14 protein-coding genes are annotated in these 14,593 nt (G+C 33.1%); 4 read left to right on the top strand and 10 right to left on the bottom strand.

What is annotated here, in order from left to right; genetic code table 11:
- Positions 1-86: 86 nt before the first annotated feature.
- Positions 87-737 carry an endonuclease III domain-containing protein gene (locus BMZ76_RS09360; RefSeq protein ID WP_091205274.1) on the bottom strand — a complete coding sequence of 217 codons (651 nt, stop codon included), beginning with the start codon at positions 735-737 and terminating at the stop codon, positions 87-89.
- A gap of 89 nt (positions 738-826) precedes the next feature.
- Between BMZ76_RS09360 and bcp the strand changes: the two genes are divergently transcribed.
- Positions 827-1,279, top strand: a complete 453-nt coding sequence (bcp, locus tag BMZ76_RS09355; protein ID WP_091205271.1) for a thioredoxin-dependent thiol peroxidase — start codon at positions 827-829, stop codon at positions 1,277-1,279.
- A 189-nt stretch (positions 1,280-1,468) separates the two neighbouring features.
- Here bcp and BMZ76_RS09350 read toward each other — a convergent pair whose 3' ends face one another.
- On the bottom strand, positions 1,469-2,929 hold the full coding sequence (locus BMZ76_RS09350; RefSeq protein WP_091205268.1) for a TonB-dependent receptor: 1,461 nt from the start codon (positions 2,927-2,929) through the stop codon (positions 1,469-1,471).
- Between the two features lie 94 nt (positions 2,930-3,023).
- Between BMZ76_RS09350 and BMZ76_RS09345 the strand changes: the two genes are divergently transcribed.
- Positions 3,024-3,788: an MBL fold metallo-hydrolase gene (locus BMZ76_RS09345; protein WP_091205266.1), complete on the top strand. Its 765-nt coding sequence runs from the start codon at positions 3,024-3,026 to the stop codon at positions 3,786-3,788.
- 11 nt (positions 3,789-3,799) lie between these two features.
- On the top strand, positions 3,800-4,300 hold the full coding sequence (locus BMZ76_RS09340) for a hypothetical protein (protein ID WP_091205264.1): 501 nt from the start codon (positions 3,800-3,802) through the stop codon (positions 4,298-4,300).
- Positions 4,301-4,360: 60 nt separating this feature from the next.
- Here BMZ76_RS09340 and BMZ76_RS09335 read toward each other — a convergent pair whose 3' ends face one another.
- The 4 genes from BMZ76_RS09335 to BMZ76_RS09320 form a co-directional block, all read right to left on the bottom strand.
- Entirely contained in the window at positions 4,361-5,008 is a 648-nt protein-coding gene (locus tag BMZ76_RS09335; protein WP_091205433.1) for an alpha/beta hydrolase, read from the bottom strand.
- Between the two features lie 5 nt (positions 5,009-5,013).
- Positions 5,014-5,352 (bottom strand): hypothetical protein, encoded by a 339-nt coding sequence (locus BMZ76_RS09330; RefSeq protein WP_091205262.1) that lies wholly within the window; start codon positions 5,350-5,352, stop codon positions 5,014-5,016.
- On the bottom strand, positions 5,349-6,611 hold the full coding sequence (locus BMZ76_RS09325) for a dihydroorotase (RefSeq protein ID WP_091205260.1): 1,263 nt from the start codon (positions 6,609-6,611) through the stop codon (positions 5,349-5,351). Before BMZ76_RS09325 ends, BMZ76_RS09330 begins: the two co-directional genes overlap by 4 nt.
- Positions 6,612-6,732: 121 nt before the next feature.
- Positions 6,733-8,661 carry a BatA domain-containing protein gene (locus BMZ76_RS09320; RefSeq protein ID WP_091205258.1) on the bottom strand — a complete coding sequence of 643 codons (1,929 nt, stop codon included), beginning with the start codon at positions 8,659-8,661 and terminating at the stop codon, positions 6,733-6,735.
- A gap of 182 nt (positions 8,662-8,843) precedes the next feature.
- Between BMZ76_RS09320 and BMZ76_RS09315 the strand changes: the two genes are divergently transcribed.
- Positions 8,844-9,956: a lactonase family protein gene (locus tag BMZ76_RS09315; RefSeq protein WP_091205256.1), complete on the top strand. Its 1,113-nt coding sequence runs from the start codon at positions 8,844-8,846 to the stop codon at positions 9,954-9,956.
- 146 nt (positions 9,957-10,102) lie between these two features.
- On the opposite strand, the gene BMZ76_RS09310 is transcribed toward BMZ76_RS09315, so the two are convergent.
- From BMZ76_RS09310 to BMZ76_RS09295, 4 genes are all read right to left on the bottom strand, one after another.
- A complete protein-coding gene (locus BMZ76_RS09310) occupies positions 10,103-11,455 on the bottom strand; it encodes a DEAD/DEAH box helicase (protein WP_091205254.1) in 1,353 nt (450 codons plus the stop codon).
- A 91-nt stretch (positions 11,456-11,546) separates the two neighbouring features.
- Positions 11,547-12,812, bottom strand: a complete 1,266-nt coding sequence (locus BMZ76_RS09305) for a YaiO family outer membrane beta-barrel protein (RefSeq protein ID WP_091205252.1) — start codon at positions 12,810-12,812, stop codon at positions 11,547-11,549.
- A 72-nt stretch (positions 12,813-12,884) separates the two neighbouring features.
- Complete coding sequence (locus BMZ76_RS09300) at positions 12,885-13,997, bottom strand: protein-tyrosine phosphatase family protein (protein WP_143071072.1); 1,113 nt, start codon at positions 13,995-13,997, stop codon at positions 12,885-12,887.
- A gap of 212 nt (positions 13,998-14,209) precedes the next feature.
- Positions 14,210-14,512: a hypothetical protein gene (locus tag BMZ76_RS09295; RefSeq protein ID WP_091205248.1), complete on the bottom strand. Its 303-nt coding sequence runs from the start codon at positions 14,510-14,512 to the stop codon at positions 14,210-14,212.
- Between the last annotated feature and the right edge of the window lie 81 nt (positions 14,513-14,593).

The following is a 14,593-nucleotide window of genomic DNA, read 5'->3' as shown; positions in this document are numbered from 1 at the left end:
AAATTAATTTTTCTAGCCCAATTTGCTACTGACAAAAAAAACCACTGATTTTAAATAGAATTAGTGGTTTTTTGTTTGTCTTCAATTTATTTTTTATAATATGCATCGAGTACCGTTTTTCGGCCAATTGTTTTTGTAATACTATCCTTTTCTAAATCCCAGCCCCGAGCCGGAGAATATTGTCTTCCGTACCAAATAATCTGAAGATGCAAGTCATTCCAGATTTCTTCAGGAAAAATGCGTTTAGCATCTTTCTCTGTTTGAACTACGTTTTTTCCATTGGTTAAATTCCATCGATACATCAAACGATGAATGTGTGTGTCAACTGGAAACGCAGGAATTCCAAAAGCTTGCGACATCACGACACTAGCCGTTTTATGTCCCACGGCAGGTAATTCTTCCAGAAATTCAAAGCTTTGCGGGACTTTTCCATCGTGTTTATCAATTAATATATGAGATAAACCATGAATACCTTTTGATTTCATTGGAGATAAGCCACAAGGTCGAATGATTTCCTTAATTTCTTCCACAGACATTTTTATCATATCATACGGATTATCAGCTTTTGCGAAAAGTAAAGGCGTAATTTGATTCACTCGCACATCGGTACATTGTGCAGAAAGTAAAACCGCAATCAATAAAGTATAAGGATCTTTATGATCCAGTGGAATTGGAATTGTAGGATAAAGTTCTTTTAACGTATTTATAACAAAAGTTACACGTTCTTGTTTATTCATTATTCATTAAATTTGATTGGTAAAGAAAAACAATTTCAATTGCAAAAGCAAAGTTCAATTTCAATTCATATAAATAAAAAATATAAATAATGACAACATTAAAAAAAGGAGATAAAGCACCAAATTTTTCTGGTCTGGACCAAGAGGGGAAATCACATCAATTAGCAGATTACGCAGGAAAAAAACTGGTAGTTTTCTTTTATCCAAAAGCAAATACGCCAGGATGCACAGCAGAAGCTTGTGATTTGAGAGACAATTTCGAACGATTTCAAGCTAATAATTATGCATTGTTAGGCATAAGTGCCGACAGCCAAAAAGCACAAGCTAAGTTCAAAGATAAGTATGAATTTCCTTTTCCATTACTTGCTGATGAAGATAAATCCATAATTCAGGCTTTTGGTGTTTGGGGACCTAAAAAATTCATGGGTAAAGAATATGACGGAATCCACAGAACTACATTTGTAATAGGCGAAAACGGAATCATTGATGAGGTGATAGCTGATGTAAAAACTAAAGCACATGCTGCACAGATATTAAAATAAGTGTTCAATTACTACTTATTTGAAAATAAGTTTCCATAAACTAAACTTAGATTATTAAAGACAAAGGAAAGTCCAGACTTGAGGTTATAATTGACCGCAGTTCTGGACTTTATTTTATAACTTTTATCGAAATTCAATATGGATTCTGATATTATTTATATCTAAAAACTGATTAATGATTACTAGCAATTAATTGCTTTCATTCAAGACTTTATTTGGATCAAATCCAAAAAGTCTGTGTTCTTTAATTATTTCTGCAATACCAGAAGGAAGCATTTGTTCCCATCCCGGTTTTCCATGATTAATCATATTCAAGACTTCACGGGAGAAAACCTCCAGAATCGTAGGGTCATAATCATCGATATCAACTACTTTTCCGTTGAATTTAAAGAATTTATAGAGTTCTTTCATTCTAGGATGTACTTTTAAATTCTCGGATGTAATAATTTCTCCATTTTCTCCAATCATTGGATATAGGAATACTTTCATATCGCGATAAAATAATTTTCCAAAAGCTTCCAGAATTCCACCACTTAAATGACGGTAATATTTTTCGTCAAAGATATCTACTAAATTATTTACGCCCATGGCTAATCCCATTCGGGCTTTGGTATAATTAGCAAAATACTCGACCACTTTATAATATTCTTGAAAATTAGAAATCATAACTGTTTGTCCAAGAGAACACAATAATTCAGCCCGATCCATAAAATCCCTTTCGTCTATTTCTCCATCAGAACGCAAGTTGGATAATGTAATTTCAAAAACAACTAATGTATTTTCGGCATTTACCTTATTTTCATTCAGGAACATTTTCAATGATTTCTCATACATGTCCATATTTACTTTTGTAACGGGACGAAAACTCCCTCTAAAAGCAAGAATGTTTTTCTTATAAAGTATGGCTGCAGGAAGAATGTTTTTTCCATCAGGATTAAACATTACAGCATCAGTCATTCCATTTTTGACTAATTGTAAACTCATCAAACGATTGTCTACATCAGCAAAACGGGGTCCTGAGAAATTAATTGTATCTATTTCTAATTGGTCTTTGTCTAAATGATCGTATAAATAACGCAATAATCGTTTAGGGTCATTGTATTTGTAATAGGCACCGTAAATCAAATTTACGCCAAGTATTCCCAGTGTTTCTTGTTGTAAACGAACATCAGTTTCTTTAAAGCGAATGTGAAGAATAATCTCGTTGTAATCCTCATCCGGTTCAATTTGATAACTGATTCCAACCCAACCATGTCCTTTGAATTGTTTGGCAAAATCAATAGTAGCTACGGTATTTGCATAACTAAAAAACATTTTGTTGGGATGTTTTTCTCTGCTCAATCGTCGTTCTATAAGATTTACTTCATGAGAAAGCATTTTTTTTAATCGGCTTTCCGTTACGTATCGGCCGTCTTCTTCTATTCCATATACAGCATCACTGAAGTCTTTATCATAGGCTGACATTGCTTTTGCAATTGTACCTGAAGATCCACCAGATCTAAAAAAATGTCTTACAGTTTCCTGTCCTGCTCCAATTTCTGCGAAAGTTCCATAAATATTTTCGTTCAAATTGATACGGAGCGCTTTATCTTTAGTAGAAGGGATTTGTTCGATGATTTTATCACCTTTTAATTTTATTTCTGTATCCATTTTCTTTTAATATGGCTAATATTTCGCAAAGTTAATGAATTAGGTTTCTAATGAAAGAGAATTAATCCTATTTTTGTAAACAAAATCAAGAAAGTTGAAGGTATATTTTTTAGGAACTGGCACGTCACAAGGGATTCCTGTTATTGGGAGTAATCATCCTGTATGCAAAAGCACTGATTTTAAAGACAAAAGATTACGCGTTTCTGTGTGGATTTCTTGGGAAAATTATTCTTTTATTATCGATTGCGGACCTGATTTTAGACAGCAAATGCTTTCGTCTAATTGTCATAAGGTAAACGGCATTCTTTTTACCCACGAACATTCAGATCATACTGCTGGAATTGATGATATTCGACCTTTTAATTTTAAACAAGGAGAAATTCCAATTTATGCACACCAGCGAGTGATACATAATTTAAGAAAGCGTTTCGATTATGTTTTTGAAACGGTTAATAAATATCCCGGTTCCCCTTCCGTAAAAACCATCGAAGTTATTAACGACCAGCCATTTGCTATTGGAAACAAAACTGCTGTTCCAATAAATGTAATGCATGGAAATCTTCAGGTCTTTGGGTACCGAATTGATGATTTTGCTTATTTAACAGATGTGAAAACTATTGAAAAAACAGAAATAGCCAAGCTAAAAAATCTAAAAGTTTTGGTAGTGAATGCGTTACGAGAAGAACGGCATGACACACATTTCAATTTGAAAGAAGCGTTAGATTTTATAACTTTGGTGCAACCAGAAAAAGCGTATCTCACGCATATCAGTCATATTATGGGATATCATGAGGAGGTTCAAAAAAATCTTCCTGAGCATGTTTTTCTTGCCTACGATAATTTAGAAATTAAAATTTAATTTTATTAAAAATGCAACGATCATTATTCCTTTATCTCACTATTCTAGCTGTTCTTTCTTTAATTTTTACGTATATGTTTTTGAGCAAAGAAGTAGCTTTTGAACAAAATAGGTACAAAAAAACAACCACAAAGTTGAAGGACAGTTTAGCCTCGGTTACTAATAAATTAGCGGATGCCAACTATTTTTCTTTGGAAAAAAATGAAAATGCGCAAAACTACTTTGATTCTGCACGTTCTGAAAAAACAATTCAATACGAAAAATTAATTCCTTACGTTACTGAAAAATTATTAGATTTTAATTCCAACCCAAAAGGAAATCCTTACACTGGTCAAGATCAAATTGGTGCCAATAAATTTATTATCAACAAGGTAAGAATCCTAAATCACAGATGGATTATTGCTGACTTTAGTGACGGCGAAATTTGGGGTGAGGTTTTATTAAAATATTTTGTAAATGCAGATGACAGTATTTCATTTGAAGTAAATCAATCCTTATTATATCAAAAATAAATATTCAGTTGCAGCTTTCAGAAATTGTCAGTATTGAAAACTGCGACAGATTTCTGAATACTATTTTTCCTGAAGCCAATTTTTAAAGTCATAAAAATTTTGTGGAGCTACTCCATGACCCACAGGATATTCTTTGTACTTGATATTTATTCCTAAATTTTCTACTATTGCAGGTGTTTTCCTGGCCCATTCCACTGGGATTACTTGATCTACAGTTCCGTGTGAAGCAAATATTTTCAAGTTTGTAAAACTATTTTTAAGATAATCATCAGCCATAATCTCTAAATTCAAATAACCACTCATAGCTACTACTTTCTGAACTTTTTCTGGGTATGAAAGTGCCACAGCATAACTTAGGATGGCGCCTTGGCTGAAGCCAACTAAAGCAATTTGTTTCTCATTAATTGGATAATTAACAATTAGCTCATCAATAAATCCAGCGATTAAATCCCTTGAAACTTTGGCTTGTTCTTGGTCAGAAAATTTGTTTTCATCCGCATCAAAGTTGATTGCGTACCAAGCAAAAGCACCGTATTGCATATCATAAGGCGCACGTGCCGAAATAATATAATATTCTTCCGGGAGTTCAGTAGCAAATGAAAATAAATCATCTTCATTGCTGCCGTATCCGTGCAATAAAAGGATAAGCGGATTTTTGTCTAATTTTATTTTAGGTTCTCGTATTTTGTATTCTAAGGATAAGTTCATTGTAATTATGATATGTTTGATAACCATTTTTGATAATAAGTTCCTAGTAATGGAACTGGTTTTGTTTCGCCTTTTATAGCAGTAGTAATTCCATAAGACCACAAAACAAATACGAAAATCCACATTGGAGCCGAAATCATTAAGCTGTCAAAATTGCTAATGATTAATCCCAATGATATAAAAGTTAACGTGAGTCCAAGTCCCTGGCGAATGTGAAAAGAAGCAAACGCATTTTTGTCTTCGGAGTTCATGGACATCGCTATGAAAACACCAATTCCTAAAATATAACTGGTTATGGCAGCGGTCTTTCCTGACTCTGAATTGTTATTATTATCATTATTCATTTTTTTTCTGATAAAATTAATTTTCCTTGATTGATAATACCATAAACTTTTCCTTTCATTTCTGTTTGCAGAAATGCGGAGTTTTTTGATTTTGATAAAATGGATGATTTTGTAAAAATGCTTTTTGGTTCCGGATTAAACAAGGTAATATTTGCTTTAGACCCTTCACTAATCTTTTCTGTTTCGATACCAAAAGTTGTTTTTCCGGATGTCAATTTATCTATTACGATTTCTAAAGGTAAGACTGTCATCAAAGCACCAAAAGCACTTTCCAATCCAATTGTTCCATTTTTCGCACAATCAAATTCCATTTTCTTGTGTTCAATATCTATCGGATTATGGTCGGATGTAATCATATCGATCGTACCGTCTTTTATTCCTTTCAACAATGCTTTTCTATCAGTTTCAGTTCTAAGTGGCGGCGAAACTTTATAGCGGGTGTCAAAACCTTCCAGTTTTTCATCGGTTAAAACCAAATGATGCACTGCAACGCTGCACGTTACATTAAGTCCATTGGCTTTGGCGTCTTTGATTAATTGAACTGATTTTTTAGCCGAAATTGTTGGAATGTGTAGTTTTCCGCCGGTATATTCTAACAAAAATAAATTTCTGGCAATTTGTAATTCTTCAACAAGATTTGGAATTCCTTTCAGTCCCAATCGGGTAGAAACAATGCCTTCATTCGCCACTCCGTTTCCTTTAATATTTTCGTCTTGTGAAAAAGCGATGAGTAATCCATCAAAATCCTGAACGTATTGTAAGGCAATTTTTAGCAAATTAGCATTGTCTAAACTTTTATTATAATCTCCAAAGGCAACTGCTCCAGCTTTTTTCATATCATACAATTCAGCCATGTCTTTTCCTGCACTTTCTTTGCTCAAAGCGCCAATAGGATAGAGTTGTGTTGCAAATCCTTGTGCTTTATTTAAAACAAAATTCACTTGGGATTGATTGTCAATAACAGGGAAGGAGTTGGGCTGTAATGCGATTGCTGTAAAACCGCTTTTGGCAGCTACATTAAGTCCGTTCGAAATGGTTTCTCTATCTTCAAAACCAGGTTCTCCAAGCGAAACGCTACTGTCAAACCATCCTTGTGATACATGAAGATTGTCAAGTTGTATTTCGTCTGCTTTATCTGGATTTGGAATCGAAGTTCCAATTTTTTTTATAAAACCATCAACAATTAAAATATCTAGAGTCTTGTTATGAAAGGGACTTTTCGAATCGATAATTTTGGCGCCTCTGATAATTAATTTCATATATAGATAATATTTGTTTTTTTGATGGAAGATGAAATTCGCAGAGCTGTATTAACTCTTACGACCAATTGATGGTCATGCTCATTTCATATTAATTTTTTAATTATTGGACCTTCGTTAATTACTTTACGAATCGTATAATTGCCATTTCGGTTATTAGAAATAACAGCGCAAAGATAACAAACCATTTCCAAATTTGATTATCAGTTCTGTCAGTTTGTAAAGTGTCAAATAGCGATGAAATTGATTCGATTGTTTTATATTTCGAAAGAATATTTTCATTGGCTGAAGCCAAATCACTTTCAGTTCTGCTGTAATTGAAACTGATGTTTTCAATCCATTCTTTTTTATTGTAAATGCTATAATTTCCGGATTGTTCCGGATAATCATTGAAAGTCATTTTGACTTTATTATTCAGAATTTGTTGGATAGGAATAAATTGTTCGTCCAAACCTTTTACAGTTAAAATAGCGTCTTTGTTTAATGATGCCTCTGTCAAATGCGGGTTGTTATTACCTATTATCAAAGCATTTACACCGTTGTTTTGATTGTTCATCGCCATCTTGTAAAATGTAGGCACAATTAATGGAGATTGCTGGAAATTTGAATTTTCGATGTTGATAGGAGCTGCAAAAACAGCAACAGCTGAAACCGAATTTGCTATCGAAGTCAAAAAAATACTTTGGTCTTCATAAGACAAAGCCGCAGGACTGGAACTGGATAATAAAAACGAACTTTTTGTCTTTGGATATTGGAAATTACTCACTTTATTTTCAAAAACACCTGTGAATATAGGATGATTGAAGTTAATTTTAGTTATCAGCTTTTCTCTATTTTCTAAAGAATTAAATTTAAGATTCCCAAAATTCGATACAAAAGAATTCATAGTAGTGGTTGAACTTATTGTCGAAGGAATTACAATTAAATTAGCGCCTTTTTCTACAAAAGATTTCAAAGTGGTAGCCAAAGCTTGCGGAATTTCATCCAATTCATTTAAAACAATCGCATCTTGTTCTTCCAACTTATTGTAATCTAACGCGCTTAAAGTATAATTGTTAAAATTAAATTCTTCACTGGTGTAAATTCGGGAAAGGAAATTGCTTTTTGTCGGTTCTCCAATGCTGATTATGTTGGTTTTGTTAGTTTTAGAAATACTAAAAAACAACGTATTGTCATAAGATAATCCATTGTCAACTATGGAAAAATAGCCATGAAAAGCTTGTTTTGGAATCGTAAAATTCAGATTTTTTTTCTTGCTGTTCAATGGTACTATTGTCTTTGCAATAAGCTTGTTTTCATTGTATAAAGAAATTGGAATCGGGTTGAAATCATCTCCAAAACCGGAAATTTGGACACTGATTTCATAAAAATTGTCTAATGTTTTATTGATGAAAACACTATCAATAGAAACGTTGTTTTTTTGCTCTGCTTTTGGGATTATAAATAAAGGAGAATAAGTTGCATCACTATTTTTCAGTTGTTTTTCATTCAGACCTACAGCATCAGTAATGACAATGATATCCTTTTTAAAAGCTGATTTATGCGCTTTTAACTTTGCTAACATATTGTCTAATTGAAAAGGAGTAGCGCTATATTTTAGATTTTGCAAAGCACTACGAACCGACTTAATATCTGTGTTCCAATAATTTTCGGAATTGGTGAGCAATGAGAAATTCACATTTTCCGGAGTTTCTTCGAGTAGTTCCTGAACGGCTCTTTTTAGCAATTCGCCTTTTTTACCTTTGGCTTGCATGCTAAAAGAATTGTCCAAAATAATGTACAGTTCATTACTGGCGTTTTTGCTGTCTTTTGACTCAAAAAAAGGTTGTGCAAATGCTGTGATGATAAATGTTAGCAGTAATAATCGGCAGGCGAGAAGTAGCCATTTCTTGATTTTAGAACTTTTTCTGGTTTGAATGGAAAGTGCTTTTAAGAAACGAACATTAGTGAAATATTCTTTTTTGAAACGGCGTAATTGAAATAAATGAACCAAAATTGGAACAATCAACAAGAACAGAAAGTAGAAAATTTCGGGATGTTTAAAATGCATTCTGAGCTTGAGTTTACTTCACTGGATTTCGTTTTCAATGGAATTCATTGAATTTCGTGAGTCAAAAATACAAATTTGTTGACAGTTTTAGATGAAGTTGTTATAATTTTTAAAAGGAATAAACAATTGAAATTCTTTCTGAATATAATGTGTATTTTAGCTTTACAATAAAATTTAAAAACATGAAAAAACCATTTGCTGTTGTTCTATTAATTTTCATTTTTACAAGTGTTCAAGCACAAAAAAATAAATTCAATCTACTGATTGGAACCTATACCCAAAGCTGCGATAGTAAAGGAATTTATGTGTATGAATTTGATTCAAAGACAGGTGATTTCAGTTTTAAAAATGCGACTGAAAAGGTTATAAATCCAAGCTATATGGCGGTTTCAAAAGATAATAATTTTGTTTATTCCGTGAATGAATTTGGGGCTGAAAGTACCGTAAGTTCTTTTAATTACAATCCATCGAGTGGAAAATTAAACTTAATTAACAAACAAAGTTCAAAAGGTGCTAATCCTTGTTACATTATAAACGATGACAAAAATGTAATTGTTGCAAACTATTCTGGCGGGAATATCTCCGTTTTTAGTAAAAATAACGACGGAAGTCTTGCTGAAGCAAAGCAACTTGTACAACATTATGGAAAAGGGACTAATGCGCAAAGACAAAAAGGTCCTCATGCGCACATGGTTGGTTTTTCTCCAGATAAAAAGTTTGTTTTGTCCAGTGATTTAGGTAATGACAAAGTGTATTCGTATGCTTACAATCCTAATGCTACAAGTACTGTTTTAGAAATAAAAGATAGCATTTCAGTGAAATCTGGAAGTGGACCAAGACATTTGACGTTCAGTAAAGACGGGAAATTTGTTTATCTATTACAAGAACTTGACGGAGCTTTAACCGTATTTAGTTACTCAAACGGAACATTAAAAAAGATTGATGAAACCACGATTCTATCAAAAGACTTCAAAGGGAATTTTAGTGCTGCGGATATCCATATTTCGCCGGACGGAAAGTTTTTATATGCTTCTAATCGCGGGGAAGCCAATAATATTACAATTTTTAAAATTCTAAAAAACGGAAAATTACAATTGAATGGACAAACCAGCACTTTAGGAAAAGGACCTAGAAATTTTGCCATTGATCCAAGCGGAAATTTTCTTTTGGTAGCACATCAATTTACAAATGATGTTGTAATTTTTAAGAGAAATAAAAAGACGGGTTTGCTTATTGATACTGGTAAAAAGATTGCGTTGTGTTCTCCGGTTTGTTTGGTTTTTACAAAGAATTAAACTTAAATATTCAATAAAATTTACAGAAAAAGGGTTGAAAAATAATTTTTATTTTCCAACCCTTATTTACTTTTTGTTTTTTGTCTTCCAAGTTCAGAAAAAAATGAGGACAAAGAAACGGAATACTAAAAACGGAATACTGATCGTTATTTGTTCTTGTCTTTTCTCTTTTTGTCTCTGGTTTTTAGCATGTTTCTGTTTACAGAACCGTGTGTTTTTTTCTTGGTAACACCAGGTCCTCCCAAATTGACTTTCTTATTCTTTTTACTTTTCTCTTGAAAAGCACCATCTCCGTCAAGTTTCTGTTTTTTCATCATAAACTTAATCGGTTGTCTGTCTTTTTCAGGCTCGATTAATTTGGATGAAACTTCAACGCTTTCCGGGAAAGGCTCAATCGCCAATTCCATATTCATAAGTACTTCAACCTCCACTTTAAATTCTTCCTCACGTGGCGCGATAAAACTTATGGCGATTCCTGAAGCATCAGCACGACCAGTTCTACCAATTCTGTGCATATACAGTTCAGGCATTTCGGGCATTTCGAAATTGATAACGTGGGTAATATTCGAAATGTCTAAACCTCTGGCCATAATATCAGTAGTAATCAGACCACGTAAATTTCCTTCTTGAAAGGAAGCCATCGTGCTCAAACGATAATTTTGTGATTTATTAGAGTGAATTACTCCAAACTGACTATCAAAATCTTCCTCGATTCGTTCGAGAACCATATCCGAAATCTTTTTATTATTGACAAATACCAGAACACGACTCATGTCTTCGTTGCTTTGCAACAAGTGTTTTAGAAGGTTTATTTTGGTATTGAAATTAGGAACCTTGTAGGATAATTGTTTGATATTTTCCAATGGAGTTCCTGATGCCGAAAGTGTAACTTCTTCTGGATAATCAAAATAATCATTCAAAATTGCATCTACTTCATCGGTCATTGTAGCGGAAAAAAGGATGTTTTGACGTTTTTTAGGCATCATCGCTAAGATAGCTGTTAGTTGGGTACGAAATCCTAAATTAAGCATTTCATCAAACTCATCGATGACCAGCTTTTGCATTTCTTCAAAACGAATTACATTGTCCAGCGTTAAGTCCATGATTCTTCCCGGAGTTCCCACCAGTATGTCGCAACCTTGATAAACAGTCGTTTTTTGAGTATTAATATTGACACCACCAAAAATCCCAATAGTTCGAACCGACATGTATTTTGTCAGTTTTTCTACTTCCTCAACTACTTGAACTACAAGTTCGCGAGTAGGAACCAGAATAACTATTTTTGGAGTATGTCCGGGTGTGAATTTATATAATTTTAATAAAGGCAATAGGTAAGCAAATGTTTTACCGGTACCCGTTTGAGCGATTCCCATCATATCTCTTCCGGACATTATCACAGAAAAGGTTTTTTCTTGAATAGGAGTGGGTGTTGTAAATCCTAAATCGTCAATCGCTTTTTGTACGGATTTAGGAAGGTTGAATTGCTCAAAAGTAGTCATTTGCTTAAATTTTTTGCAAAGATAGTCTTTTTGAAAGTAAAACTATAAAATCTACTCTATTCAAGGAACGAGCAATTTGTTTTGCACTATTTTATTTAAATTTTAAATCCCACGAAACAGCTAAGGAATAAATCCAAAAGAAATTCCCTTGGTCAAATATTATTTCTTGGTGTGAAACCGCAAATTGTGCACCCCAGGCGTTCTGTTTATTTGCAGAGGTAAAATAATAGCCCAGATTGATTCTCTGAGATTCTAAATCAACAAATTTGGATGCATTTTCATTGATATTGAATTGATTAATTTCCGGTGAAAAACCCACACTGACAGCTACACCTAAATAATTATCAGCATCACTTCGGTATTTTCGATAGGTTAAAGTCCCGGATTTGCTAATTCCTGTTTCTCCTGGAGTAAAATAGGGACGAAACGATAAATAACTATTTCCGGTGTACCAGCCTATTGATCCCGTGTAGATATTGGTGGTAGTACTATACTTTAAGGTTCGGAATCCCAATGAAACTTCGAAGCTTTTAGGCAATGATTTGAATAATTCAGCACCATATTTTATGTCAGGAAACAGAAAAGTATTAGCAATACCAACATTTACATAGGCGTACAGTCCTTTTGCAATTTTTGGGTACAAATCCACTTCATATTGCAATCCATTTTCGTTGAATCTCCTATTGAAATTTACTCTTCCTATAATACTTCCATATTTTGTTTGTCGCCTGTACGTCAACGCATAGTACTGCATTGGATCAAAAACATCGGAATAAATATCTACCGAAGAGGTTATTCCAATCGCATTTCGGCTCAAGCCATTGTTTAAAGTCGCTTTATAATCTTTGGCTTTCTGGTCGTCAGGATTTTGATCCAACACTAATTGAATCGTGCTTAATGCTTCTAATGGATTATTTGTATTTTCTTCCGCACTTGCTTTCAATAACAATAACTCGGAGTCATTAGGGAATGTTTTTAACGCGTTATTTGTCATTTCTATTGCTGCATACGGCAAGTCACCCCACAATTCATTTTTTATGGCTGCCATCCAAATAGTTTTATTTTCTTTGTCTTTCTCCAGAACATAATTAAATTCTTTTCTGGCTTTTTTATATTCACCGTCCCAAGAGTATGTCGTTGCCAAAAATGATCTTACATCATGGTAATCAGGATATTTTGTCAGGATAAATAATAAGGTATCCTGCGCTTGTTTCCGTTTAAGGTTGAAGGCGAGATTACGGGCATTTTCGAAAGAAGCATCCGGATCACCATCAAATTTAATTTCTTGTCCGGACACTTGAAAGCTGCCAAATAATACGACCATAAAAGTTAGTTTTATAATTATTTTCGCCATCATTTTTTTAAGGATTTTTTAAAATTTGAGTATTCGCTGTTTTCAGGATGTGTCGTACTATGACGCAAACTCTTTTTAATAATTACTGATAATAAATTTTGACATCTCATCATTTGTCAGGAATCCATGTAAAAGCATTGGTTTTTCCTTTGAATTAATCAATTTTTTTAACGCCTCCAAATCCTTTTGATTAATAGTTTGAGTAAATGGATAATGCACGTAATTCGTTGCGTGATCTGAAAGAAGCTTTTCTTCTTTGGTAATCCATGGTTGGTTGTCTGGTACATTATTGTCAAGCAGCGAAATCACAGTTTTGAAATAGTCGTTTAGAACAAACATGGTGTATTCATCATCAGTCGGGTATGGCGTTAAATAAACTCCTTCTTCCAATTTAAAATAATTCCCCCTGGTCCAAGTAGGCAGGTCTTCTATTTTGCGAATTTTCGTTCTTTCTTTTGAACTGGTTTTAACACCGAATTTTTTTGCGGCTGATTTAAAAATATTTACCCTGTCGCGCCCCAGATAGCAATGTACATAATAAAGTCCTTTCTCCTTTTCAATAAACTTCTTCGCATCTTGCAGAATTTTCCCATTTTCCGAAATCCAAGGCATCATCGGCATATTAATTAACTTGATACCGTATTTTTTAGCAAGTTCATTTTCGTCTTTAAGCAAAGCAGGTTCTGCTGGAATTACCATTTCATGCAGCAATGTTATTATTCCGTCGTATCCTTTTTCCTTGAGGGATTTTATCATTTCTTCATTTGGATAGGAACCATAAACAAATTCCAGCTGTTTATATTGATCTTCTCGGGTTTTTAAATTTTTTGTTGCAGTTTCTCCAGAATAGCTTATGAGCCATTGAGGGTTAAAACTAAAAATGTAGACTGAAGTTATAAGAATCAACGTTAATATTCCCGGGATAAACAATTTAACAGCTTTGTTTTCTGATTTTTTTATTATTCTTTTAAAGAAAAGTGCCAGTAAAAAAGCAACAATTACATAAACGATGATAATCAGTTTTCCTAAAATATTTTCTTTGGAGACTTCCATATCTGTTGAACGCGCATATTCGGCCATCCATTTTGACGGTCCTGCTAATAATATCCACAAACCCAAAGGGAATCCAATGCATAACCAAAGATATAAGAATAAGAGTGTTGACTTAATTTTGTAATTATTTCCCATATTTATTTTAAAAGTAAGATTGTGTTTTTTGATATATTTTAAACTTGTTTGCCAAGATAGTTTCTTTAATTTTATTCCTATTTCCTTTTTTTATAAAAATGTTAATTACATTCTTTTTTGCAATGAAAAATATATTCTGTGGGAGTGTTTTTTATGGACTTTATGGAACACTAATTAAAGATTTGTTCAAATTTTTTAAAATTAAACTTTATTTATAAAACCTGACTAAAATACGCGTTATCCACTAATTTATCGTACGAATCCTGAATTATTCCCATTCCCATTCCCTTTTCTTTTGAAAAAAAGGAAAAAGTTATTGATCCAATCACAGAATCAATATTTTCATTGATGTGCTTTTTTATGTTTTCGGCGCCATCATTAATTATTACTAATCTGCTATCCGATATTTCACTTTCCACTTGTTTACAAAAATCTTTGTTAACTTCAAAAGCAAATACTTTTGAAGTGCAAGAGATATTATTTAGAATTTCTCTTGTAATATTTCCATGTCCCATGCCAAATTCAACAATAATTTTGTTTTCCCCTTAAGGGATATATTTACAAATTTCAATTTCTGTATTTCTGCTGGTTTTTGT

The sequence above is a fragment of the Flavobacterium xueshanense genome, assembly GCF_900112975.1.
GTDB lineage: Bacteria > Bacteroidota > Bacteroidia > Flavobacteriales > Flavobacteriaceae > Flavobacterium > Flavobacterium xueshanense.
The sequence above is the reverse complement of the archived record's forward strand: the minus strand, read 5'-3'. Positions and strand labels throughout refer to the sequence as shown.